Source organism: Comamonas sp. CMM02 (genome assembly GCF_014851485.1).
Taxonomy (GTDB): domain Bacteria; phylum Pseudomonadota; class Gammaproteobacteria; order Burkholderiales; family Burkholderiaceae_C; genus Comamonas; species Comamonas avium.
Genome location: NZ_JACUZW010000002.1, coordinates 573,128 through 596,510 on the forward strand (window position 1 = coordinate 573,128; position 23,383 = coordinate 596,510).

General features: G+C 57.5%; 18 protein-coding genes. 9 read left to right on the forward strand and 9 right to left on the reverse strand.

The features are described 5' to 3' along the window. Nucleotides 1-135: 135 nt before the first annotated feature. Nucleotides 136-1,365 carry a CaiB/BaiF CoA-transferase family protein gene (locus tag IB213_RS07820; protein ID WP_192405902.1) on the forward strand — a complete coding sequence of 410 codons (1,230 nt, stop codon included), beginning with the start codon at nt 136-138 and terminating at the stop codon, nt 1,363-1,365. A gap of 147 nt (nt 1,366-1,512) precedes the next feature. On the opposite strand, the gene rpoD is transcribed toward IB213_RS07820, so the two are convergent. The 6 genes from rpoD to IB213_RS07850 form a co-directional block, all read right to left on the reverse strand. Then, a complete protein-coding gene (gene rpoD / locus IB213_RS07825; protein WP_191722906.1) occupies nt 1,513-3,987 on the reverse strand; it encodes an RNA polymerase sigma factor RpoD in 2,475 nt (824 codons plus the stop codon). Nucleotides 3,988-4,423: 436 nt separating this feature from the next. Beyond that, entirely contained in the window at nt 4,424-6,433 is a 2,010-nt protein-coding gene (dnaG, locus tag IB213_RS07830) for a DNA primase (protein ID WP_191722905.1), read from the reverse strand. 114 nt (nt 6,434-6,547) lie between these two features. Further along, on the reverse strand, nt 6,548-7,093 hold the full coding sequence (gene flhC, locus IB213_RS07835; RefSeq protein WP_191722904.1) for a flagellar transcriptional regulator FlhC: 546 nt from the start codon (nt 7,091-7,093) through the stop codon (nt 6,548-6,550). A gap of 36 nt (nt 7,094-7,129) precedes the next feature. Continuing rightward, entirely contained in the window at nt 7,130-7,456 is a 327-nt protein-coding gene (gene flhD / locus IB213_RS07840; protein WP_191722903.1) for a flagellar transcriptional regulator FlhD, read from the reverse strand. A 415-nt stretch (nt 7,457-7,871) separates the two neighbouring features. Further along, nucleotides 7,872-8,774 (reverse strand): sulfurtransferase, encoded by a 903-nt coding sequence (locus IB213_RS07845; protein WP_192405903.1) that lies wholly within the window; start codon nt 8,772-8,774, stop codon nt 7,872-7,874. Between the two features lie 46 nt (nt 8,775-8,820). Continuing rightward, entirely contained in the window at nt 8,821-9,732 is a 912-nt protein-coding gene (locus IB213_RS07850; protein WP_192405904.1) for a DMT family transporter, read from the reverse strand. A gap of 353 nt (nt 9,733-10,085) precedes the next feature. Between IB213_RS07850 and xseB the strand changes: the two genes are divergently transcribed. From xseB to IB213_RS07875, 5 genes are all read left to right on the forward strand, one after another. Then, nucleotides 10,086-10,334: an exodeoxyribonuclease VII small subunit gene (gene xseB / locus IB213_RS07855; RefSeq protein WP_191722900.1), complete on the forward strand. Its 249-nt coding sequence runs from the start codon at nt 10,086-10,088 to the stop codon at nt 10,332-10,334. A 10-nt stretch (nt 10,335-10,344) separates the two neighbouring features. Further along, nucleotides 10,345-11,280 carry a polyprenyl synthetase family protein gene (locus IB213_RS07860; protein ID WP_192405905.1) on the forward strand — a complete coding sequence of 312 codons (936 nt, stop codon included), beginning with the start codon at nt 10,345-10,347 and terminating at the stop codon, nt 11,278-11,280. Between the two features lie 98 nt (nt 11,281-11,378). Continuing rightward, a complete protein-coding gene (gene dxs, locus IB213_RS07865) occupies nt 11,379-13,283 on the forward strand; it encodes a 1-deoxy-D-xylulose-5-phosphate synthase (RefSeq protein WP_192405906.1) in 1,905 nt (634 codons plus the stop codon). Between the two features lie 183 nt (nt 13,284-13,466). Next, nucleotides 13,467-14,549 carry an ABC transporter substrate-binding protein gene (locus tag IB213_RS07870; protein ID WP_191722897.1) on the forward strand — a complete coding sequence of 361 codons (1,083 nt, stop codon included), beginning with the start codon at nt 13,467-13,469 and terminating at the stop codon, nt 14,547-14,549. 175 nt (nt 14,550-14,724) lie between these two features. Then, nucleotides 14,725-15,804: a TRAP transporter substrate-binding protein gene (locus tag IB213_RS07875; protein WP_191722896.1), complete on the forward strand. Its 1,080-nt coding sequence runs from the start codon at nt 14,725-14,727 to the stop codon at nt 15,802-15,804. Nucleotides 15,805-16,116: 312 nt separating this feature from the next. Here IB213_RS07875 and IB213_RS07880 read toward each other — a convergent pair whose 3' ends face one another. From IB213_RS07880 to yjgA, 3 genes are all read right to left on the reverse strand, one after another. Further along, entirely contained in the window at nt 16,117-17,316 is a 1,200-nt protein-coding gene (locus IB213_RS07880; RefSeq protein ID WP_192405907.1) for a multidrug effflux MFS transporter, read from the reverse strand. A gap of 97 nt (nt 17,317-17,413) precedes the next feature. Further along, nucleotides 17,414-18,007 (reverse strand): molybdopterin adenylyltransferase, encoded by a 594-nt coding sequence (gene mog, locus IB213_RS07885; protein ID WP_192405908.1) that lies wholly within the window; start codon nt 18,005-18,007, stop codon nt 17,414-17,416. Continuing rightward, the gene (gene yjgA / locus IB213_RS07890) at nt 18,004-18,705 is read right to left on the reverse strand and encodes a ribosome biogenesis factor YjgA (RefSeq protein WP_192405909.1); all 702 of its coding nucleotides are present in this window, start codon (nt 18,703-18,705) and stop codon (nt 18,004-18,006) included. Before yjgA ends, mog begins: the two co-directional genes overlap by 4 nt. 67 nt (nt 18,706-18,772) lie before the next feature. On the opposite strand from yjgA, the gene pmbA reads away from it, so the two are divergent. The 3 genes from pmbA to IB213_RS07905 all read left to right on the forward strand — a co-directional run bounded on the left by pmbA (nt 18,773) and on the right by IB213_RS07905 (nt 23,308). Further along, nucleotides 18,773-20,182: a metalloprotease PmbA gene (gene pmbA, locus IB213_RS07895; RefSeq protein ID WP_192405910.1), complete on the forward strand. Its 1,410-nt coding sequence runs from the start codon at nt 18,773-18,775 to the stop codon at nt 20,180-20,182. 307 nt (nt 20,183-20,489) lie between these two features. After that, nucleotides 20,490-21,410 (forward strand): EamA family transporter, encoded by a 921-nt coding sequence (locus IB213_RS07900; RefSeq protein WP_191722891.1) that lies wholly within the window; start codon nt 20,490-20,492, stop codon nt 21,408-21,410. Nucleotides 21,411-21,529: 119 nt separating this feature from the next. Continuing rightward, nucleotides 21,530-23,308 (forward strand): monovalent cation:proton antiporter-2 (CPA2) family protein, encoded by a 1,779-nt coding sequence (locus IB213_RS07905; RefSeq protein WP_192405911.1) that lies wholly within the window; start codon nt 21,530-21,532, stop codon nt 23,306-23,308. Nucleotides 23,309-23,383: the final 75 nt, after the last annotated feature.

Below are 23,383 nucleotides of genomic sequence, written 5' to 3' on the forward strand. Positions count from 1 at the left end.
TGGGCACTCATCTTCGGGGATGGCCGGACTAGCGAATGCATGGGTGGCGGCTACAGCGTAGCTTTCTAAAATTGTGGATTGACAGGGGAAACCCTGATCGCGTGCCAGTGCCGCTGTTTGATGCTTTTTGCCACCATGACCGACCCCGTTGTTTCCGATATTCCCGTTTCCAGCCCCTCTAAATCACTACCGTTGCAAGGCATTCGTGTCGTGGAATTCAGCCATATGGTGATGGGACCTGCTTGTGGCATGGTTCTGGCCGATTTAGGGGCTGAGGTCATCAAGGTGGAGCCCCTGGCGGGCGACTTGACGCGCAACCTCTTGGGGGCAGGTGCGGGTTTTTTCCCCATGTTCAACCGCAACAAGAAAAGCGTTGCGATTGATCTGCGCCAGCCTCAAGGGCTGCAGGCTGCTATTCGCCTGGCATCCACCGCTGACGTGGTGCTGCAGAACTTCAAGCCTGGAGTGATGAAAAAGTATGGGCTGGATTACGCCACGCTGTCGAAGTTGAATCCCGGCATGATCTATGTGAACCACACTGGTTTTCTGCCCGGACCTTATGAACACCGCACTGCGCTGGATGAGGTGGTGCAGATGATGGGTGGGCTGGCGTACATGACGGGTCGGCCCGGAGACCCCTTGCGCGCAGGCTCCAGTGTCAACGACATCATGGGGGGCATGTTTGGGGCTATTGGTGCCTTGGCAGCCTTGATGCAGCGTGCGCAAACTGGCAAAGGGCAGGAGATTGATTCGGCGTTGTTTGAAAACAATGTGTTCTTGGTGGGCCAGCACATGATGCAATACGCAGTCACGGGGCAGCCAGCGGCACCGATGCCGGAGCGCATTTCGTCCTGGGGCCTGTACGACGTGTTCAGTGTCAAAGACGGCGAGCAGATTTTCCTGGCGGCCGTCAGCGATGCTCAGTGGCGTACTTTCTGTACCGCCTTGGGTTTTGAAGATATGGCAGCAGACCCATCGCTGCAAACCAATAATGACCGTGTGCGGGCACGCGCCACGCTGATGCCACAGCTGCGCCGCCGCCTTGAGGGCCTGAGCGCAGCGCATCTGGCGCAAGTGTTTGAAGCGCACCAGCTGCCATTTGCGCCTATTTCGCGGCCTGAACAACTGCTGGATGACCCACATTTGCTGGCGACGGGGGGCTTGGCGGATGTCGTGCTGAGCGATGGTGATCTGGCGGGCCAGACGGCCAAGACCACGCTGCTACCCATTCGCATGGATGGAGAGCGTTTGGGTGTGCGCAGCAATCCGCCCAAGCCAGGAGAGCATACGCAAGTGCTGTTGCAGTCTTTGGGCTATACGCAGCAAGAGATTGATGCACTGCTGCAATCGAATGCGATTGCCTGAAATGAAAGTGCTTTTTGACGCTGATGCCAAAAGCGCTGGCAGGGATTGAATTTCAGGAGTTTTGGAAAGACAAATAAAAAAAGGAGACCGCTGGGTCTCCTTTTTTTGTAGCTGCACTGACCTGCCTTGGCAGGCAGGTGGCAAGCCTTACAGCGAATCGATAAAGCTGCGCAGCTTGTCCGAGCGGCTGGGGTGCTTGAGCTTGCGCAGCGCCTTGGCTTCTATTTGACGGATGCGCTCGCGCGTTACGTCAAACTGCTTGCCCACTTCTTCCAGTGTGTGGTCGGTAGACATTTCGATACCGAAACGCATGCGCAGCACCTTGGCTTCACGGGGGGTCAGGCCATCCAGGATGTCCTTGACCACATCGCGCAGGCCGGCTTGCATGGCGGCTTCGATAGGGGCCGTGTTGGCCTGGTCTTCGATGAAGTCGCCCAGATGGCTGTCGTCGTCATCGCCAATCGGAGTTTCCATCGAGATGGGCTCCTTGGCGATCTTCATGATCTTGCGGATCTTGTCCTCTGGAATTTCCATCTTCTCGGCCAAGATGGAGGCATCGGGCTCGAAACCAAACTCTTGCAAGTGCTGGCGCGAAATGCGGTTCATCTTGTTGATGGTCTCGATCATGTGCACAGGGATACGGATCGTGCGGGCCTGGTCCGCAATCGAGCGGGTAATGGCCTGGCGGATCCACCATGTGGCGTAGGTCGAGAACTTGTAGCCGCGGCGGTATTCAAACTTGTCCACGGCCTTCATCAAGCCGATGTTGCCTTCCTGAATCAAGTCCAGGAACTGCAGACCACGGTTGGTGTACTTTTTCGCAATCGAGATCACCAGGCGCAAATTGGCCTCGATCATTTCCTTCTTGGCAAAACGGCTGTTGCGTTCGCCTTCGTTCATGCGCTTGTTAATGCCCTTTAGCTCTTCCAAGGGCACGACCACGCGCGACTGAAGGTCGATCAGGTTTTGCTGCAGCTCTTGCACTGGTGGAATATTGCGGCTGAGCACATTGCTCCATGGCTTGCCAGCATTGGCATGCTCTTCCACCCACTTGAGATTGAGCAGGTTCGGTGGGAATTCCTTGATAAAGGTTTCCTGTGGCATGCGGCACTTGTCCACGATGATCTTGCGCAGCTCGCGTTCCTTCTTGCGCACATCGTCCACTTGCGCACGCACCAGATCACACAGCTTTTCAATCGTCTTGGCGGTGAAGCGGATGGTCATCAGCTCTTCAGTGATGAGTTTTTGCACCTTGTTATAGGTGGGCGAACCCCAGCCATCCTTGTCGTAGGCCTTGCGCAGCTTCTCGAAGTTCTCGGCAATCTTGTCAAAGCGCGAAAGGGCTTCGTTCTTGAGCTCTTCCAGCTTCTTGGTCAATGCCTTGGAGCCACCCTTGCCGTCGTCGTCGTCTTCTTCGTCGTATTCGTCGAAGTCTTCTTCGGCCACGTAGTCATCGTTTTCGTTGGCATTCACAAAGCCGTCAACGATGGTCGAAATAACCACCTTGCCTTCGCGAATGTCAGCGGCCATGCCTAGCACTTCAGCAATGGTGGCTGGCGATGCAGAGATCGCTTCCATCATGGCCATCAAGCCGCCTTCAATGCGCTTGGCAATTTCGATTTCGCCTTCGCGCGTCAGCAGCTCAACCGTACCCATTTCGCGCATGTACATGCGAACAGGGTCGGTGGTGCGGCCAAATTCAGAATCCACGGTGGACAAAGCGGCTTCGGCTTCTTCTTCCGCTTCTTCTTCGGTGGTGGCTGACTGGCCGGTGTTGTTGAGCAGCAGGGTTTCGGCGTCGGGCGTTTGCTCGTACACCGCAACACCCATGTCGTTCAACATGGAGACCACGACTTCCAGCGTTTCAGCGTCCACCAGCTTATCGGGCAGGTGGTCGTTGATTTCAGCGTGGGTCAGGTATCCGCGTGTCTTGCCCAGCTTGATCAGCATCTTCAGGCGCTGACGGCGGGTGTTCAGCTCGTCTTCGGTCAGAACGGTTTCGTCCAGACCAAATTCCTTCATCAAGGCGCGCTCTTTGGCCTTGCTGATCTTCATGCGCAGGGGCTTGACCTTTTCAGGGGTTGCCGTGTCTGAAGCAGCTGTCTCGGCTTCAGGTTCAGCGTCGGCTTCGATTTCCAGGTCGGCATCAAAGTCGCCCATGTCTTCGTCGTCGCCAGACTCTTCCTTGGCCTTGGGCTTGCGGCCACGTTTGGCAGGGGTCTTTGCTTCTTCAGTGACCTTGGCCGCCTTTGCAGGAGCTTTTTTGGCTACAGCAGCTTTGGGCTCAGCATCTTTAGACGCAGCCGCCTTTTTGGCAGCGGGCTTTTTGGCGGCAGGTGCTTCGTCAGCGTCCGCTTTCTTGCGGGCACGCTTGGGAGCAGCATCAGCCAGTAGCGCATCGGCCATGGCTTTGAGTTCGGCTTGGGACAGGGTCGCCATATCGGAATCTTTCTTGGAAGCGGCTGCCTTGGATGTCGTGGCAGACGGCTTCTTCACGGCTGCTGCTGCAGCAGCTTTGGGCGCGGGCGCTTTAGCGCTGGCAACAGCCGTGGTTTTGGAAGTTTTGGGCTTCGCGGTAGCGTCGGGCGCCTGCTTGGACTTCGCGGACTTTGAAACGGGCATAAAACCTCTCGGTCAAAAGCGAACACACAAAGGGGAAAACGCAAGCGCCACCTAGCCCGGCGCAAAAGCATGCCAAAGGCATGCAGGAGCGAATAAGCTCCATTGGCAAGATGTATGGGCGATCATTTGGAGTGCAGTCCTTGCGGATATTGGGCTAGCAATTGCTGCTAAACACGTGATTCCATCACGGTGCCCGGGCCGGAGGTGCTGCTGTCGCTCTTGCCAAGAATTAATCAATTATAGCGTTTGCCAGAAATTGCAAGAGGTAAATGCGTTTTTTTAGTAAATATTTTCAAACGACCCGCAAAGCCTTGCCAGATAAGCCTGTGGACGCTGATTATTTAAAAATAAGAGCTTCTATCGCTTGTGTGTAAAGAGTTTCAGATGGTTTTATATCTGAAATGCTTTGCTGGTAAGCGATAGATGCTCATATTTTTTAATTTCCGCTGGATGTGGGTGCTGCCAGCAAGCGGTTGCGTCGCTCAATCAGGCTTTGGTAGCGCACTTTGGCTGCGGTATCGCTGGGGTTGGCCATATAGGTTTTGAGCGCTTCGGTGGCCAAGGTGCCGATGCGCTCAGCCATCATGGGACCCAGAATGTTGCGCAACTCTTGAAATTGCTCTTCTTTTTCACCTTCGGGGTGGCCGTGGGGGCCGTTCATGAGCTGCAGCGCAAAGTGCGCGTGCTCTGTACTGGCGATGCGCTCTTTCAGCACAGCCCAGGCTTGGGGGCCGTTTTCTTGAAATTGGCTTTCAATCCACGCAAACAGTGGCCCATGCGGCGCTGGCTGGTGCACGAGTGTGTCCAGGTCGTCGTTGTCCAGGCGTTCCATGAACGCCATTTGTGACAACAGCAGGCGCGTGGCTTGGTCAGGTGCGGTGGAGGGTGCAACGCGCGGTCCGCCGGGCATGGGCGGACGCTGCTCTTTGCGACCAAATTTGCCTTTGCCTTTCCAGTCACTTTTCCAATCGCTTTTCCATTCTCCGCGCCCAGAAGAGTTGCCTTGCCAGCGTTCGCCGTAAGGTGCGCTGTGATTGCTGGGGGCATATTCGCTGACCCAGTCGGGCGGCATGGAGGATGCGGGCGGCGCTGCGTCGTAGCTGGGTGCAGGCTTGCTGGCGCCGCGCTGGTAGCGTTTTTCTTGCGCTTCGGCCTGCGTCCACAGCTCTGACAGCTCGCGCGTGTCGATCTGAATTTTGTCGGCCAGCTCGCCCAGCACCAGGCGCTTGAATGCGCCATCGGGCAGCAGGTTCCACAGCGGACGCGCCTGGCTGGAGAGCTTGGCGCGGCCCTGGGCCTGGCCCAGGTCACATTCCACGCTGGCCGATTCAATCAAGAAATCGTTGAGCGGCAGCGCGTTGGCGACGTGGCGCGCAAAGGCATCGCTGCCGTGTTCACGGATGAAGCTGTCGGGGTCGTGCTCGGATGGGAGGAACAGAAATTTGATGCTGCGCGTGTCTGTGGCATGGGGCAGGGCGGCTTCCAGTGCCTTGTGCGCGGCGCGTCGGCCTGCGCTGTCGCCGTCAAAGCTGAAGACCACGGATTCGGTGAAGCGAAACAGTTTTTGCACGTGGTCATTCGTGCAGGCGGTGCCCAGTGTGGCCACGGCGTTGGGAAAGCCCAATTGCGCCAGTGCCACAACGTCCATATAGCCTTCGGTGACCAGCACGTAGCCCATGCTGCGCAGCGCATCGCGTGCTTCAAACAGGCCATACAGCTCACGGCCCTTGTGGAACAGCGGGGTTTCAGGGGAGTTCAGGTATTTGGGCTTTTCATCGCCCAGTACACGTCCGCCAAAGCCGATGCACATGCCTTTGACATCGCGGATGGGGAACATGATGCGATCGCGAAAGCGGTCGTAGCGCTTGTCTTCGTCTTCGCCCACGATGACCAGGCCGCTTTCTTGCAGTTGCGGATCGTCGTATTCGGGGAAGACACTGGCCAGATTGCGCCAGCCCGGTGGGGCGTAACCCAAGCCATATTTGCTGGAGATGCTGCCAGAGACGCCGCGTTGCTTGAGGTATTGCACCGCGTGGGCGTGTTCCTTGAGCTGGCTGCGGTAGGCGTTGCCAGCGCGCTCGAGCACATCGTTGAGTGTGGCCTGCTTGACTTTGGCGGCGGCTTGGCGCTCGCGCTCCTGGGGGCTGATGTCTTCTTGCGGCACCACCATGCCGACCTGGCCTGCCAGATCATTCACCGCTTCAATAAAGCCCATGCCGGTGTGCTCCATCAGGAAGCTGATGGCATTGCCGTTTTTTCCGCAACCAAAGCAGTGATAGAACTGCTTGGTAGGGCTGACGCTGAAGGATGGAGACTTTTCGCCATGGAATGGGCACAGGCCCATGAAGTTGGCGCCGCCCTTTTTCAGGGGGACGTAACGGCCCACCACATCAACAACGTCAATGCGGGCGAGAAGCTCTTGGATGAAGGATTGAGGAATGGACACGGTGGTTATTTTCTTCGCTTTCTGAAGTCCGGCTTTGACGCGGTGTGTTCGGATGCAAAAAAGCCCGCTAGAAACCTAGCGGGCTATGAATAGGACGTGAAAGTTGGAGGCAGCTTAATGCAGCATCAGTGCGCCGGCATTTTTGCTCTTGCCAGCACGGGCGGGTGGGGTGCACAGGCCGCATTCAAAGTGGCGTGCGTTTTCATAGAGCTCCGAGACAAACATGCCGCTGCATTTGCTGCACTTGGTGCGGGTGAGCATGTTGGCGTCTACGAATTTCACCAGGCGCCAGGCGCGGGTGAAAGACAGCAGGCAGTCCAGCTGGGAGGCCGTGATCTGTTCGGTGTACAGGCGGTAAGCCTTGGTCAGCACTTCTACGGCATCTGCATCTACACCCTTGGACAGGTATTCATAGATGTTCAGAAACAGTGAGCTGTGAATGTTTTCTTGCCAGGTCAGGAACCAGTCGGTCGAGAAGGGCAATTGGCCCTTGGAAGGAGACTTGCCTGCGATTTCTTTGTACAGGCGAATCAAGCGTTCGTAAGACAGCGTGGTCTCTGACTCCAGCACTTGCATGCGTGCGCCCATTTGAATGAGCATGGCTGCTCGTTCGATTTGCTTGGATTCGTTCAGAACGCTTTTGGTTGCTGCGGTGGCCATGGTGTACTCCGTGGGAATTCTTAAGTCGACAAGGGCTTAAAGCACTTCGGAGACGCGGCTGGCCATCAGGATGTTGGCGTGCAGGGTGTTGGTGGCTTCGTTGCCGATCTTGTTGCTGCTGTGGTTGGTCAGTAGGTTCCAGACCAGTTCATCGTCAACACGGAAGCTGCACAGCATGGTGTTGCGGGAGGCAATCTTGAGCACCTGGGCTGCGGAAAGGGTGCCCAGAATGTCGCATGCTTCTTCGCTCAGACCCAGGCGGAAAACGGCTTCGGCCTTGTCTTTGCGGATCAGTGTCTGTGCCAGCATCAGGTATGTCAGATTGGCTTCACGGATCTCAGCAAGCAGTTGTTCGTCATTCATGGTTCTCGTCCTTTCCAGTGTCCTAAATCGAGCGTTAGCTCGTGGGGTGTCGCTGTGGCTTGGAGTACAAGCGGCGATCTGATGGAATGGATTGTGGGGCGGACGATGCAGAAAGTTGAGTCGGGGTGCGCCGGTGCGTGTTGTCTGTGCGCACGCGCAGTTTTGTCTGGCAGCCTCTAACACCATGTAAGGCTTTTACCTACAAAAGCAACGTTGCATTGCTTGCATGGTTTTAAATGTAACCGTTTTGTAACGATTTGAACAGCCGGTCAAAGGGGTGAAAAACCCGCCTTATCCCGGCTTGTTCAGCACAGGCCACTTCTTCAGTGCATGGTCTGCATGATGCCTTAAATCAGGGCGCTTAATGCTCCTGAAAAAGGTGCAAAACCCCCTTTGTTCTCAGCGGAAAAGATCGTTAACTTTTGATGGCCGGCCGTTCAGGGTTGCTGCACCATTCACTCCAGCTGCCTGCAAAAAGCTGTGTAGGTGCAAAACCCGCAACCTCCATGGCGATGAGGTTAGGCAAGGCACTGACACCGCTGCCGCACTGGTGCACCACGGTGGATGGGTTGCGGTTTTGCAAGAGCGCTTCAAATTCTGCACGCAGCAATGCTGGGGGTTTGAATCGTCCATCCAAGGCAATGTTTTCGGTGAACGGACGATTCAGCGCCCCGGGAATATGGCCTGCCACAGGGTCCAGCGGCTCCACTTCACCACGGTAACGAGCGGGAGCGCGGGCATCAATAATGGTCTGGGCATCTGCTTGTTGTAAGCGTGCCTCGACTTGCGACACTGTGACCAGCTGGCGCAAGCTGTCGTGCAATTCGAAGTTCGACTGGAAGTGCGACGCCTCTTCGCCCTCGCTGGTAGCTCCATTGAAGGCCATCCAGGCTTGCAGTCCGCCGTCCAGTACTGCCACGGCATCGTGGCCAGCCCACTTGAGCATCCACCACAGACGACCGCAAAAGTTGCAGCCCTGGCGGTCATAGACCACGGCTTGCATGTCATTGCGAAAACCGACCGAAGACAGCCATTGTGCAAAGCGCTCTCGGCTGGGCAGTGGGTGACGGCCTCCGGATGCTGGTTGATCTGTCTGCGCGGTAAGCACGACACCGTCTTTGCTTGGGGCTCCGTGGCGGGCACTCAAGTGCTGATCCAGGTCGGCGTAGACGGCCCCTGCAATGTGGCTTTGCGCATATTGCTGGCGACCTGCAGAGGGGTTGCCCAGATCAAAGCTGCAGTCAAACACCATGTAAGGCTGTCCACTGGACTGGAGTGCTTGCAGCTGCGCGGGAGAAATCAGGGTGGTGTAAGTCATGGCCATGCAAGGAGAGTTCAATCTCCTTGCATTGTGAACCAGTGACCTAGGGTTTGGCAGGGGCAGCTGCAGCGCCGCGTGCGCGAAAGATGGTGGCAGCAATCCCGCTCACCACAATCAAGGTCATGCCCAGCCAGCCTTCCCATCCCAGACGGTCGTTGAACAGAAAGAGGCTGTACAGACCCGCAAACACAATGCCCGAGTACTGCAGATTGGCCACCACCAGCGTGCCTCGCGCAGTTTTGGCGCTGGCGTAAGAGCGTGTCATGCACAACTGGCCGCCTGCAGCAAGCAGGCCAATGGGAATGAGCCACCAGGCGGCCTCCCAGCCCGGCCATTGAGAAAAACCAGTCACGCAGCTGGCGATCAGCCCCACCAGCGTACAGCCGAGACCAAAGAAAAAGACGGTGCGCGATTCGGGCTCTCCAATGCGCGAGAGCGAAACCACCTGCATATATGCCAGTGCCGACAGCAGCCCTGAGGCCAGCCCGATGAAGGCAGCTGCACTTTCTTCTTGTGCAAAGCTGGGCTGCAGCATGAGCACAACACCTGCAAAGCCAATCAAGATAGTGGCAATCAGGGGGATGTTGAGAGCTTGCCGGGGTTTGCCGCTCTTGGGGTGCAGCGACCACAGCGCGCCTGCCAGCAAGAAAACCGCAATCCAGATACTGCTCATGTAATTGAGCGTCATGGCGCTGGCCAGAGGCATTTGCGTAATGGCATAAAACCAGCAGCCCATGGCAGTGACGCCTACCAAGCTGCGCCAGGTATGCATCCATGGATGTGCGGTTTTCAGCGATACGCCTTGCGATGCACTCAGCAGCCACAGCACCAGCATGCCAATCAGGCCGCGATAGAAAACGATTTCCGCGGTATTGAAGTAAGGGGCTGCATATTTGATGCACATACCCATGGTGGCAAACAAGAATGCGCCTACCACCATCCATAACACTTGCATGGTTTTGTCCCTGATTGACTTTGTTATCTGGTTTTTTTGTATTTCAAAACAAAAGAGCTTGCAGCCCGCATTCACCGGCCATTGACAGCTCTCTAGAGCGTAGCAAACAAGCATGTTGCCAAGCGTGGCTTGCTCCTATTGTCTGGCGATACCCGCCATGGGAATGCTGAATGCCTTCTTTTATGTGTCCCGGGTGTGCATTGCCTGATGCAGCGGCGCTGGGTATGCATTGCAATGAATGGGCGCATATGCCCCTAAATTAGGTAACGCCTGGTTAAGTCAAGGCCGCTTAAGCAAGCGGGTGGTCAGCACAGCCTAAAATCATCGATTCCCCAACCCCCACGAGCACTCGCATGCCTAAGGCCAAAACCAAAGCCGTCTCCGACATTTCCCAACCCCCAGAGAGCTACGAGCTGGCTTTGGCAGAGTTGGAGGAGCTGGCTGTGGCGATGGAGTCTGGCCAGTTGCCATTGACCGACATGATGAATGGCTACCGACGTGCCTCTTTCCTGTTGGAGTTCTGTCGTCAGCAGCTAGACACTGTGGAAGCGCAAATTCGTGCGCTGGATGAAGGGCAGATCAAGCAATGGTCGCAGGATTAAGTGGGTCGACATGGAATCTCAGATTTTGATGACACCGAATACTTCCGCGCCTTCTGCCCCCCAGTTTGATTTCAATGCATGGATGCAGGAGCAATTACAACGCACCGAGCAGTCGCTGTCATTGTGGGTAGGTGTGAATGCACCAGCTGATCTGGGTGAGGCCATGCGGTATGCCGTATTGGATGGCGGCAAGCGTCTTCGGCCTTTGCTGGTACTGGCGGCTGCACAGGCTGTACAGGGCTTGCCCGAGGCCGCCATGCGCGCTGGTTGTGCGGTTGAGCTGATTCATGCGTATTCTCTGGTGCATGACGATATGCCCTGCATGGACAACGATGTGCTGCGCCGTGGCAAGCCGACCGTGCATGTGCAGTTTGGTGAGGCGCGTGCGCTGCTGGCTGGCGATGCCTTGCAAGCGCTGGCTTTCGAGCTGCTCACCCCAGCGGATGACATGGTGCCAGCCGCCATTCAAGCCAAGCTTTGTCGCGTTTTGGCGCAAGCTGCGGGTGCACAGGGCATGGCCGGTGGGCAAGCCATTGACCTGGCCAGCGTTGGAAAGGCCTTGGATGAGCAGCAGCTGCGTCGTATGCACAGCCTGAAAACAGGGGCTTTGCTGGAGGCCAGCGTCGCCATGGGCGTGGCCTGTGCCGCAGTGACACCGCCCGTGCAGCAGGCACTGAGCCGCTATGCCACAGCGTTGGGTGTTGCATTCCAGGTGGTGGACGATGTACTGGATGTGATTGCCGATGCCGCCACTCTGGGGAAAACTCCGGGCAAGGATGCGGCCAATGACAAGCCCACGTTCGTCTCTTTGATGGGCCTGGATGGCGCCCGCAGCTATGCCAATGTTTTGTTGCAGCAAGCATTGCAGGCATTGGATGACAGTGATCTGCCCGATGTTCGTGCCTTGTCTGCATTAGCACACATGGTGGTGTCGCGCTCGCATTGATGAATGCTTGCAAGACTGTCGAATTTTTCCTATTGCTTGGTTGGCAGTTGTGAATACACACTGTTCACAACTGCCAACCCGCTTTCCATAATTTGCTGATGACCACGAACGCTTACCCTTTGCTGCACAAAGTCAATGCCCCTTCGGATCTGCGTAACCTGTCGCGCAGCGACCTCAAAGCGCTGTCTGAACAATTGCGTGCTTACGTGCTGGACAGCGTGTCCAAGACTGGCGGTCACCTGAGTTCCAATTTGGGAACGGTGGAGCTGACCGTGGCTTTGCACCACGTCTTCAACACACCCTATGACCGTGTGGTCTGGGATGTGGGACACCAGACCTACCCCCACAAAATTCTCACAGGCCGGCGTGAGCGCATGGCAACGCTGCGCCAGCTGGGCGGTATCTCCGGCTTTCCGCTGCGCACTGAGAGTGAGCACGATGCCTTTGGCGCGGGGCATTCATCGACCAGTATTTCCGCCGCACTGGGCATGGCGATGGCGGCCAAGCGCAAAGGTGAAGAACGCCGCGCGATTGCTGTGATTGGCGATGGCGCAATGACCGCAGGTATGGCGTTTGAGGCCATGAACAATGCGGGCGTGCTCGATGGCAATTTGCTTGTCATCTTGAATGACAACGATATGAGCATCAGCCCCCCTGTGGGCGCACTCAATCGTTATCTGGCACAGCTCATGAGTGGTCAGTTTTATGCAACTGCCCGCAATGTGGGCAAGAACGTACTCAAGCAAGTGCCGCCTTTGCTGGAGCTGGCCAAGCGCCTGGAGCAACATGCAAAGGGCATGGTGGTGCCTGCCACCATGTTCGAGAACTTTGGCTTTAACTACATCGGCCCGATTGATGGGCATGACCTGGATTCGCTCATCCCCACACTGGAAAACATCCGCAGCCTGGAAGGCCCGCAGTTTTTGCATGTGGTGACCAAAAAGGGCCATGGCTACAAGCTGGCCGAAGTTGATCCGGTGACATACCACGGCCCAGGAAAGTTTGACCCTGCTGTTGGTATCGTGAAATCGAGCGCACCAAGCAAACCCACCTTTACACAAGTGTTTGGCCAGTGGCTGTGTGACATGGCCGTGCAGGACAAGCGCCTGGTGGCGATTACACCGGCCATGCGCGAAGGCTCGGGCATGGTGGAGTTTGAAAAGCGTTTTCCAGATCGCTACTACGACGTCGGTATTGCTGAGCAGCATGCCGTAACCTTTGCCGCTGGCATGGCTTGTGAAGGCGTCAAGCCTGTGGTGGCAATTTATTCCACCTTTTTGCAGCGCGCCTATGACCAGTTGATTCACGACGTTGCGCTGCAAAACCTGCCCATGGTTTTTGCACTGGACCGTGCAGGGCTGGTGGGTGCAGACGGTGCAACGCACGCCGGTGCGTATGACATCGCTTTTGTGCGCTGCATTCCCAATATGAGCATGGCCACACCTGCAGATGAGCGTGAGTGCCGCCAGTTGCTGACGACCGCCCATGAGCAAGATCACCCTGTGTGCGTGCGCTACCCCCGAGGTGCAGGCGTGGGTGTAGAGCCGTTGCAAGATTTGTCCAGCCTGCCTTTTGGCAAGGGTGAAGTGCGCCGCCAGAGTACGGCTCTGCGTGCTGGCAAAAACGGCAACACCAAGCCACGTATTGCGATCTTGTCGTTTGGCACTTTGCTGTACCCCGCGCTGCAAGTGGGCGAGGCTGTGGATGCCACAGTTGCCAATATGCGCTGGGCCAAGCCGCTTGATGCAGCACTGGTGCGCGAATTGGCAGCCACACATGATGCATTCGTGACGGTAGAAGATGGCTGCATCGCCGGTGGTGCGGGTTCAGCGGTTTCTGAAGCGCTGTCCCAAGCGGCCATCACATTGCCCGTGCTGCACCTGGGTTTGCCAGACAAGTTTATTGAGCATGGAGACCCCGCCAAGCTGATGGCTCTGGAGGGCTTGGATGCTGCAGGCATTGAACGCTCCATTCGACAGCGTTTTTTGAACCCATCGCAGTGATCAGAGGTTCAGGCAGCCACAAGGCTGTCTGACATTTCGCTGAAGGCGGCCGGGTTTCAGGGGTAAACCCCCGACGGTTTTTACATCTTCCATTCCTAAAATTTTACAAATCTCTCTGGGTGTTATTCCAGAGGGGCAAGGCTGACCTGGTGGTCGCCGCGTGTGAATATTTAAGGAGAAAAAATGGACCGTCGTTCCCTGATCAAAAATGCTGGCATTGCTGGTGTACTGGCTGCTGCAGTGGCACCCGCAGTTCATGCGCAAGCTGCCGTGCGTTGGCGTCTGGCTTCGAGCTTTCCAAAATCCCTCGATACCATTTTTGGTAGTGCCGAAAAATTTTCGCAAACCGTCAAGGCGCTTTCTGGCGGCAAGTTTGAAGTGTCACTGCACGCCGCAGGCGAGCTGATGCCCGCTTTTGGCGTGGTCGATGCGCTGGAAAACAGTACTGTTGAAATGGCGCAGACCGCGCCTTACTACTTCACGGGCAAAAACTCCATCTTCGCATTTGGCTGCGCGGTTCCTTTTGGGCTGACTGCACGCCAGATGGATGCATGGATGGAACACGGCAACGGCCGTAAATTGTTTGACGCATTCTGCGCCAACTACAACATCAAGAGCTACAGCGCTGGCAACACCGGCACCCAGATGGGTGGCTGGTACCGCAAAGAGATCAAGTCTGTGGCTGACCTCAAAGGCCTGAAGATGCGTCTGGGCGGCGGCTTGTTTGGTGAAGCCATGGCCAAGCTGGGCGTGGTCTCGCAAAACATGCCTGCTGGCGATGTGTACCAGGCACTGGAAAAAGGCACGCTCGACTCCACCGAGTTCGTTGGCCCGCACGACGACCAGAAGCTGGGCTTCAACAAGGTTGCGCCTTTCTATTACTACCCAGGCTGGTGGGAAGGTGGCGCAGAGCTGGAGTTTTTCGTCAATGCCAAGGCCTACGCGGCACTGTCGGCAGAAAACAAAGCCATTGTGGATGCAGCGACCCGTGTGGCCGCGCGCGACATGACGGCCAAGTACGACGCCTTTAACCCCGTAGCACTCAAGAAGCTGGTGGCCGACAAGACCCAGCTGAAGGCATTCCCTAAAGATGTGATGGATGCCGGGTTCAAGGCTTCGATGGAAGTTTTTGCCGAGCACGAAGCCAAGTCGCCAGAGTTCAAGAAGATCCACCAGGACATGCGTGCTTTCCAGCGTGACCAGCTGCTGTGGGAGCGTTTCTCTGAACTGCGCTTCAACCAGTACATGAGCTCAGTCAAGCTGTAAGTTGTAAGTCAATGGAGTCATTGTGCGGACATGTACCCCCATGTTTGCACAGCGTCAGATAAGGCCGGTGTGTAGCAGTGAACGCTCAGCGCACCGGCTTTTTTGTGCCTGCAAGCCGCCATCGAAGCGGGGCAGGAGGGAGAGGTTAGTTTTTAAACCCCTAAGGAGACCCCCAATGGATCGTCGTTCCATGCTTAAAAATGCCGGTATCGCCGGTGTTCTGGCTGCTGCTGCAGCCCCGGCGGTGCATGCACAACCTGCACTTCGCTGGCGCATCGCCTCCAGCTTTCCCAAGTCGCTGGACACCATTTACGGCTCTGCTGACGTGTTTGCCAACGCGGTCAAGTCGATGACGGGTGGTAAGTTCGACGTGTCGGTGCACCAGGCTGGCGAGCTGATGCCCGCTTTCAATGTGGTCGATGGCGTGCAAAGCGGCACCGTGGAAATGGCCCACACAGCGCCTTACTACTTCTTTGGCAAAAATGAAGTGTTTGCCATTGGCGGAGCCATTCCATTTGGCATGAACTCACGCCAACTGACCGCATGGATGGTGGACGGCAACGGCACCAAGCTGATGACCGAGTTCTACGCCAAATACAACATTGTTCCCATGCTGGGGGGGAACACGGGTGCGCAGATGGGTGGCTGGTTCCGCAAGGAAGTAAAGACCACCGAAGACATCAAGGGCCTGAAATTCCGTGTGGGTGGTTTTGCGGGCAAGGTGCTGGAGAAGATGGGCGCTGTACCCCAGAACATTCCTGCGGGTGAAATTTACCAGTCGCTGGAAAAAGGCACGATCGATGCCGCAGAGTGGATTGGTCCTTACGACGATCTGAAGCTGGGTCTGAACAAGGTGGCGCCTTTCTACTACTACCCAGGCTGGTGGGAAGGCTCGCTGAACCTGTCTTTCTACATCAACGACAAGGCTTTCAATAGCCTGAGCAATGAGTACAAAGCCATTGTGAAGGCGGCTGCACACGAGGCACACGTTACCTGCCAGGGCCGCTACGACGCGCGCAACCCTGCCGCTTTGAAACAGCTGGTTGCTGCGGGTGCCAAGGTGCTGCCTTTCCCTCAGCAAGTGATGGATGCATCGTTCAAAGCATCGATGGAGGTCTATGCGGGTCTGGACAAAAGCAATCCGGACTGGAAAAAGGTCTACACCGACTATCGCAACTTCCAGCGCGATCAGGTGCTGTGGTTCCGTTTTGCCGAAGGCCGCTTCGACAACTTCATGTCCACCCAGAAGCTGTGAAGCCCCTGGGTTCAGGCAGCAAAAAGGCAGTCTTGCGACTGCCTTTTTTTATGGCCTGAAAGGCCCTGTGAGCTATTCAAACCGCCGTGAATGCATCATTGCTTGTGGCTCAAGCCAAGCCAGCGTCATAGCTGTGGCGTTGCAGCTTGGCTTGAGCGCTAGCCTTGGCGTGACTGGCAAAGTGACTGACTGGGGGGTGCAGTGGTGAGTGCAGAGTGAATAATAAAAACATAGCTGTTAGCGCTTTATACATAAGCGTTTCAGTATGAAAGTTATCTGAAGTTGTTGACTGCTAAGCGCTGATAGCTCTTATTATTTTTTCTCCGCCCTGAGTGGCGTGTAATGTGTGGACCACCACCAGATCAGCATACCCAGCACGACGGTGGCCATCTGGCCCAGCGCCAGTGCCAGACCGCTGTGAAACAGCTGGGGCACCACGGCCCCCGCCATGATGGCAAAAATTCCCATTTGCGTGAAACCCTGCAGCGAGGACGCCAGGCCGCGCATGTGAGGGAACATGCCCATGACTTGCAGCGACAAAATCGGCGTCAGCAGCGAAATACCCAGCGTGTAGCAGGCAATGGGCAGTACGGCCCAGGGCACCACGGGCATGTCCGTCAGAGCGTGGTAGAGCACGTTGGCGCTGCAGCCCAGTGCCATACAGCCATAGCCAATGCGCAGCTGTATGCGCTGGGCAATGCGTTTGGCCAGCACCCCTGAAATGGCAGAACCCACCATGGAGCCGCCAATCATTGGAATGAACAGCCAGCCAAATGAGGTTTCGCTCATCTTGAGAATGCCCATGATGAATTCAGCGGCCGAGCTGATGTAGATGGCGGTGCCCGCAGCCATCAGACCCATGCCCAGCACCATGAGGCGAAACTGCCCATTGCGCAGTGCACTGAGGTAGTTGGCTGCAATCACGCTCATCTTCAAAGGCATGCGCTTGGCGGGCGGCAAGGTTTCTGGCAGTGCGCGCCAGCACAGCAGGGCCAGTAAAACCCCAAAACCGGCCAGAAAGAAAAACGTGGAGCGCCAGCCGCCATGGGCTTGCAGCCAGCCACCAAACACTGGCGCAATGGCTGGTGCCAGGCCAAAGCAGAACATGACCATGCTCATCATGCGCTGGGCATCGGCACCTTGAAAACGGTCTTGCACCACCGCGCGGGCAATCACCATGCCAGAGCCTGCCATCGCTCCCTGAGCAAAGCGCACGGCTACCATGCCCTCAATGCTGGTGACAAAGGCCGCGGCAAAAGAGGTCAGTGCATAGCCGGCTGCAGACAACAGCAGCACACGGCGGCGGCCAAAGGTGTCGCTGAGCGTGCCGTAAAACAGCATGGTGATGGCCATGGCCAGTACATATACGCTCAGGGTTTGCTGCACAGCCGTAGGGCCGACATCAAACTCTTGGGCAATGGCGTGAAAAGAGGGCAGATAGGTGTCAATGCCCAGTGCGCCCATCATGGTGCACAGTGCCAGAATCAAGGTCAGGGAAATATTGCTTTTCATGAAGTCCTGAAATGCGGCGTCAGGTGGCGATACCTCGCTTCAGCCGAATGAAAAAAGGCACATGGGGTGCATGTGCCTTGCAAAGATATGAGACGTTTTACACCCTGGGCGCACGGATGGCATTTTTGGGGCGAAAGGCCTTGCACACTGCGTCCTGCGTTTCCAGATAAGGCCCGCCAATCAGATCAATGCAGTAGGGCACAGCGGCAAAGATGCCATTGACGATTTGCTGGCCGCTGGCATCTTTCAAGCCTTCCAGTGTCTCGGCAATCGCCTTGGGCTGGCCTGGCAGATTGATGATCAGGCTTTGCCCGCGAATGACCGCCACTTGGCGCGACAAAATGGCCGTGGGCACAAACTTCAGGCTGATCTGGCGCATTTGCTCACCAAAACCCGGCATTTCCTTGTCGGCCACGGCCAGTGTGGCCTCGGGGGTGACATCGCGCAGGGCCGGGCCCGTGCCGCCAGTGGTCAGCACCAGACTGCAACCGGCATCCACCAGCTCCACCAGCGTCTGGCTGATGGTGGCTTGTTCGTCGGCAATCAAACGCGCTTCGAACGTGACGGGGTTGTGCAGCGCACGTGTGAGCCAGTCCTGCAAGGCAGGCAGCCCCTTGTCTTCATAGACGCCGCAGCTGGCACGGTCGCTGATGGAAACGATGCCGATCTTGACGGCGTCATGCACACTCATTGCGCGTCCTCGGCATCGTCCTCGCTGTCGTCATCCACGAATACGTCGTCGGCGGGGCGGTTGGCCGTGCCGTTGATGTGCGAGAGCAGAACTTTGAACAGATCGCGGTAGGCGCTGCCCTTTTTGGCCGGGGGCAGAATGTGGCCCTTGGTCTCGGCTTCAGCGGCCTTGACCTTGGCGGTGGCTTCGTCCTTGCGTACCTGGCGCATCAAGGTGCGCAGCTGCTGCACGTCGGTCTGGGGGAACTGCTCCAGCCAGATGGTCAAGGGCTCGTCGTTGATGATCAGGCGATCGCGCCACTGCTCGGCCACCAAGATGTTGGCTTGCTCCAGGCTCACACCAGTGCGCTGCTCTTCCAGTGCAGCCTTGGCCGCCTCCACCTGGCTGTCTTCCAGCTTGCGCATCAGCTTGCCGATGAACTGCATCTGGCGGCGCTTGGCTTCAAAGTTGGTCAGGCGCTTTTGCTCGGCAAACGCGTCCATCAGCTTTTCAGGCAGTTGCAGGCGCTCCAGCAGCTTGGGGCGCAGGCCCAGCAGGGCTTCGCCCAGGTCTTGCAGGGCGTCGCTTTCAATCTTGCGGTCGGTACGGGTGGAATCCCACGTGCCTTTGAGTTCGGCCTTCAGCTCCAGATCGCGATCGCTGCCTTCTGCAACGAACACGCCTTTCACGTAATAGCCTTTTTTGGGTTTGCGTGACATGTCTTATCAGGGGAAATTAGGGTGGCAGCGCATAGGGGCTGCAGTGCTGGGTATCATATCCGCCGCTATGAACAAACCCCGCACACGCGCCACAAGCACTGCAACTACGCAGGCTGATTCCGGCTTCAGCTACAGCCGTTCCTTTTTTGAGGGTCTGGTGGACCAAGCTTTGGCACACGCCAAGAAGCTGGGTGCAACCGATGCCGGAGCCGATGCCTCAGAGGGCTGTGGCCTGAGCGTGAGCGTGCGCAAGGGCGAGCTGGAGACCGTAGAACGCAACCGCGACAAGTCGCTGGGCGTGACGGTGTACCTGGGCCAGCGCCGCGGCAATGCCAGCACGTCGGATTTTTCGCAAGCCGCCATCCAGCAAACGGTACAGGCTGCATATGACATTGCGCGCTTTACGGCAGAGGACCCGACCGCTGGCTTGCCCGATGCCGATGACATTGCCCCGCCGTCCACGCACAAAGATCTGGACTTGCTGCACCCCTGGAGTGTGAGCAGCGAAGAAGCTGCGCAGATTGCCATGCAGTGTGAAGCTGCGGCAATGAACACGCACAAGCGCATCACCAACAGTGAAGGCGCCAGCGTCTCGGCCCAGCAAAGCCATTTCTTCAGTGCCCATACGCGCGGCTTTCGCGGTGGCTATGCCAGCTCGCGCCACAGCGTGTCGGTGGCGCCCATTGCCTCCATGCCCGGCAAGAATGGTGAGATGCAGCGCGACTTCTGGTACAGCTCCATGCGCGATGCGGTCGAGCTGGCTTCCCCCGAAGAAATTGGCCGCTACGCAGCGCAGCGTGCATTGAGCCGCCTGGGCAGCCGCAAGATTGCAACTACCGAGTGCCCTGTATTGTTTGAATCGCCCGTGGCCGCAGGCCTGCTGGGTGGTTTTGTGCAGGCGGTCAGTGGCGGCACGCTGTACCGCAAGAGCAGCTTCCTGCTCGATTCGCTGGGCAAGCAAGTCTTCCCTGAGCACATCAGCATTGAAGAAGACCCTTTCATTCTGCGCGGCAAGGGCAGCTCGCCGTTTGACGACGAAGGCGTGCGTGTACAGCGCCGCATGGTGCTGGAAAATGGCCGTGTAGAGGGCTACTTTCTGTCGAGCTACTCGGCCCGCAAGCTGGGCATGAAGACCACCGGTAACGCTGGTGGCTCCCATAACCTGACCATGTCATCGCGCCTGACCCGCCGTGGCGACGATCTGACTGCCATGCTCAAAAAACTGGGAACCGGCTTGTTTGTGGTGGAGCTGATGGGCCAGGGCGTGAACTATGTGACGGGCGACTACTCGCGCGGTGCATCTGGCTTTTGGGTTGAGAGCGGCGAGATCGCTTTTCCTGTGCAAGAGATCACCATTGCCGGCAATCTCAAAGACATGTACATGGGCATCGAGGCCATCGGTGCTGATGCCTACAACTACGGCGCCAAGACGGTAGGCTCTGTGCTGATCAACCGCATGAAAGTGGCTGGCAGCTGATTTTTTCATTGAGCCTGTTCATCCAAAAAAGCAGCCGTGCGGCTGCTTTTTTAGTTGGTGCCTTTGAAAATTTTTCGAAAAACTGTCTTATGGGCTATCGACAGGACAGGAGCGGTACGACAGTTTTTGAGCAGGGCTGTCCGGAGCAAGCGTGCACTCGATCGCCTTTGACCAGGCTATAGCGGGCAACAGCAGTGCGGCTGTCTTAGCTGAGACATTCCATGGGTTACCTAGGTAGTCTGGTGGGGTAGATAGCAACCAAGTGCGGTGATACTTGATCCTCACTATTTCTGTTTTTCTGCATTTCATGAGCACCGTCACCTCTTCCTCCGCCGGCATGTCCCGGGCCGACTGGTTCAGCGCCATCATCGTCATCGTTGTGTGGGGCGTGAATTTTGTGGTGATGAAGTGGGGCTTGGCTACGCTGTCGCCGCTGCTGCTGTGCGCCTTGCGTTTTGTGGCCGCCTCGCTGCCATTTTTGCTGTTTGTGCGCCGGCCTGCCAGCTTGTCCTGGAGCCTGCTGGTTGCGTATGGGCTGGTGCAGGGGGTGGGCCAGTTCGGGCTGCTGTTCACTGGCATGAAGATGGGAATGCCCGCAGGCATGGCCTCGGTAGTACTGCAGACGCAGGCATTCATCACCATGCTGATGGCGGCCGTCTTGCTGGGTGAAAAACCTCAGCGCTGGCAGTGGGTGGGTTTGTGCATTGCGATTGGGGGGCTGATCTTTATTGGCACCGCCCATGGTGACAGTGCCGCAGATATGACGCTGGCAGGCTTTGTTCTGACGGTGGGTGCGGCCAGCATGTGGGCCTCCTCCAACCTGCTGACGCGTGTAGCCGCCAAGCAAGGCGCGTACGAGCCGGTGTCCTTCATCGTCTGGACCAGTGTGGTTCCCATCGTGCCGCTGCTGCTGCTGTCTTACTGGGTCGATGGCCCGGACTTGATGGTGCAGCAGTTGCAAGGTATCGGCTGGCGCGAGCTGGCCGTGATTGCCTATCTGGCCTTTCTGTCAACCTTGCTGGGCTATGGCTTGTGGACACGCCTGCTGCAGCGCTATGCCGCCAGCACGGTGGCGCCACTGTCCTTGCTGGTGCCGGTAATTGGCCTGCTTTCAGCCATGCTGCTGCTGGGGGAATCACCCACAGGTATGCAGTGGCTGGGCACACTGGGTGTGCTGCTAGGCATGGCCGTGAACCAGTTCGGCGGGCGCTGGGCGCGCAGGCACTGAGTACGGTGGAATCCCGCTGGGCCAGGCAAGCCTGCTCCAGCGGCTGATGGGCTAATAGCTGCATTCACTTTGGCGCTGATGGGTGCCAGAGCCCTTGAACGACGCACAAGGAACTGCTTATGGCCGCAGATGGCAACGCAAGCCAATTGGTCGGGATCGTCACTTTGCTGGGGGCTGCTGTCATCGGCGTGCCACTGTTCAAGCGCCTGGGGCTGGGCGCGGTATTGGGCTACCTGGCTGCAGGGCTGGCCATCGGCCCCTTCGGCATGGCGCTGGTAACAGATGCACAGACCATCATTCATGTGGCCGAGCTGGGCGTGGTGATGTTCTTGTTTGTCATCGGCCTGGAGATGAAGCCGTCGCACCTGTGGGGTCTGCGCGGGCAGATTTTTGGTCTTGGCAGCATGCAGGTGGGGCTGTGCGCACTGCTGCTTACAGCGGTGGGCATGGCGTTCGGCTTTTCCTGGCAGGTGGCATTTGTGAGCGGCGCAGGCTTTGTACTGACATCCACCGCCATCGTCATGCAGGTGCTGGCAGAGCGCGGAGACATTCATGCGCCCCATGGGCAGCGCATGGTTTCGATCTTGCTGTTTGAAGACCTGCTGATCGTCCCATTGCTGGCTATCGTGGCCTTTTTGGCACCTGCGCAAGCCTCTGACAACGCAGTGGTTCCATTGTTGCAGCGGGCCGGCTTGGCATTGCTGTCACTGGCTGCGCTGGTGGGGGCTGGCCTGTGGCTGCTCAACCCGATGTTCCGGCTGCTGGCCAAGTCCAAAGCACGCGAGGTAATGACCGCTGCAGCCTTGCTGGTGGTTCTGGGGGCGGCCCTGCTGATGGAACTGGGTGGGCTGTCCATGGCCATGGGGGCGTTTGTAGCCGGAGTGCTGCTGTCGGAGTCCAGTTTCCGCCATCAGCTAGAGGCTGACATCGAGCCGTTTCGCGGCCTGCTGCTGGGCCTGTTTTTTCTGGGTGTGGGCATGGCCCTTAACCTGCAGGTGGTGGGCCAGCACTGGCCGCTGATTGTGGCCGGTGTGCTGGCGTTGATGACTACCAAGGCAGCATGCATTTACCTGGTGGCCCGGCTGACGCGCAGCCCGCATCGTGTGGCCCTGGACCGCGCCATTTTGATGGCACAGGGCGGAGAGTTCGCCTTTGTCCTGTTTTCTGAAGCGCTCAAGCTGCAGGTGATCAGCGCCGAGGTGCACGCCAATATGACAGCCATCGTGGTGCTGTCCATGGCCCTGACACCGCTGGTGGTCAGCATGCACAAGCGCTGGGCACGTGGTGATGCGTTGCAGCTGGACGGTGTAGAGGCTCCAGAGGATTTGCGCGGTACGGTGCTGGTGATCGGTTTTGGCCGCGTGGGGCAGATTGCCAGCCAAGGTCCACTGGCCCGGGGTGTGCAGCTGTCCATCATCGATAACGACCCAGATACCATCCGTGCTGCGGCGCTGTATGGCTTCAAGGTGTACTACGGCGATGGCGCCCGGCCCGATATCCTGCGTGCTGCCGGGGCCCACCATGCGCAGGCCATACTGGTCTGCGTTGACGACAAGCAGGCGGCTTCGCGCATTGTGCAGAACGTTCGCCGTGAATGCCCGCGCGTGCAACTGATCTCACGAGCCTTTGACCGCGAGCATGCGCTGGAGCTGGTGCGCAGCGACGCAGACCACGTGGTGCGTGAGACTTTTGAATCCGCCATGCAGATGGGGCGACTGACGCTGCAGGCCATTGGTGTCGATGATGACGAGGCCAGCGGCGTGATGGACGAGGTGCGTCGCCGTGACGCCGAGCGCTTTGCGCTGGAGACGGCCGGTGGCCTGTTTGCCGGGCGTGCACTGGTGCTGGGCAATATAGAGCACATTCCTCCACCTCAACACGACAAACCTGCGCAGTGAATGCGCTCCAGAGTTTCAGGTGGAAAAAAAGCTGCCAGCGCATATTTTTATGTGCTGGCAGCTTTTTTGGGGGGA

What these genes read in the sequence shown, in the direction of transcription:
- IB213_RS07820 (WP_192405902.1), top strand. Translation starts at nt 136, where the DNA reads ATGACCGACCCCGTTGTTTCCGATATTCCCGTTTCCAGCCCCTCTAAA.
- rpoD (WP_191722906.1), bottom strand. Translation starts at nt 3,987, where the DNA reads ATGCCCGTTTCAAAGTCCGCGAAGTCCAAGCAGGCGCCCGACGCTACC.
- flhC (WP_191722904.1), bottom strand. Translation starts at nt 7,093, where the DNA reads ATGGCCACCGCAGCAACCAAAAGCGTTCTGAACGAATCCAAGCAAATC.
- flhD (WP_191722903.1), bottom strand. Translation starts at nt 7,456, where the DNA reads ATGAATGACGAACAACTGCTTGCTGAGATCCGTGAAGCCAATCTGACA.
- IB213_RS07845 (WP_192405903.1), bottom strand. Translation starts at nt 8,774, where the DNA reads ATGACTTACACCACCCTGATTTCTCCCGCGCAGCTGCAAGCACTCCAG.
- IB213_RS07850 (WP_192405904.1), bottom strand. Translation starts at nt 9,732, where the DNA reads ATGCAAGTGTTATGGATGGTGGTAGGCGCATTCTTGTTTGCCACCATG.
- xseB (WP_191722900.1), top strand. Translation starts at nt 10,086, where the DNA reads ATGCCTAAGGCCAAAACCAAAGCCGTCTCCGACATTTCCCAACCCCCA.
- IB213_RS07860 (WP_192405905.1), top strand. Translation starts at nt 10,345, where the DNA reads ATGGAATCTCAGATTTTGATGACACCGAATACTTCCGCGCCTTCTGCC.
- dxs (WP_192405906.1), top strand. Translation starts at nt 11,379, where the DNA reads ATGACCACGAACGCTTACCCTTTGCTGCACAAAGTCAATGCCCCTTCG.
- IB213_RS07870 (WP_191722897.1), top strand. Translation starts at nt 13,467, where the DNA reads ATGGACCGTCGTTCCCTGATCAAAAATGCTGGCATTGCTGGTGTACTG.
- IB213_RS07875 (WP_191722896.1), top strand. Translation starts at nt 14,725, where the DNA reads ATGGATCGTCGTTCCATGCTTAAAAATGCCGGTATCGCCGGTGTTCTG.
- IB213_RS07880 (WP_192405907.1), bottom strand. Translation starts at nt 17,316, where the DNA reads ATGAAAAGCAATATTTCCCTGACCTTGATTCTGGCACTGTGCACCATG.
- mog (WP_192405908.1), bottom strand. Translation starts at nt 18,007, where the DNA reads ATGAGTGTGCATGACGCCGTCAAGATCGGCATCGTTTCCATCAGCGAC.
- yjgA (WP_192405909.1), bottom strand. Translation starts at nt 18,705, where the DNA reads ATGTCACGCAAACCCAAAAAAGGCTATTACGTGAAAGGCGTGTTCGTT.
- pmbA (WP_192405910.1), top strand. Translation starts at nt 18,773, where the DNA reads ATGAACAAACCCCGCACACGCGCCACAAGCACTGCAACTACGCAGGCT.
- IB213_RS07900 (WP_191722891.1), top strand. Translation starts at nt 20,490, where the DNA reads ATGAGCACCGTCACCTCTTCCTCCGCCGGCATGTCCCGGGCCGACTGG.
- IB213_RS07905 (WP_192405911.1), top strand. Translation starts at nt 21,530, where the DNA reads ATGGCCGCAGATGGCAACGCAAGCCAATTGGTCGGGATCGTCACTTTG.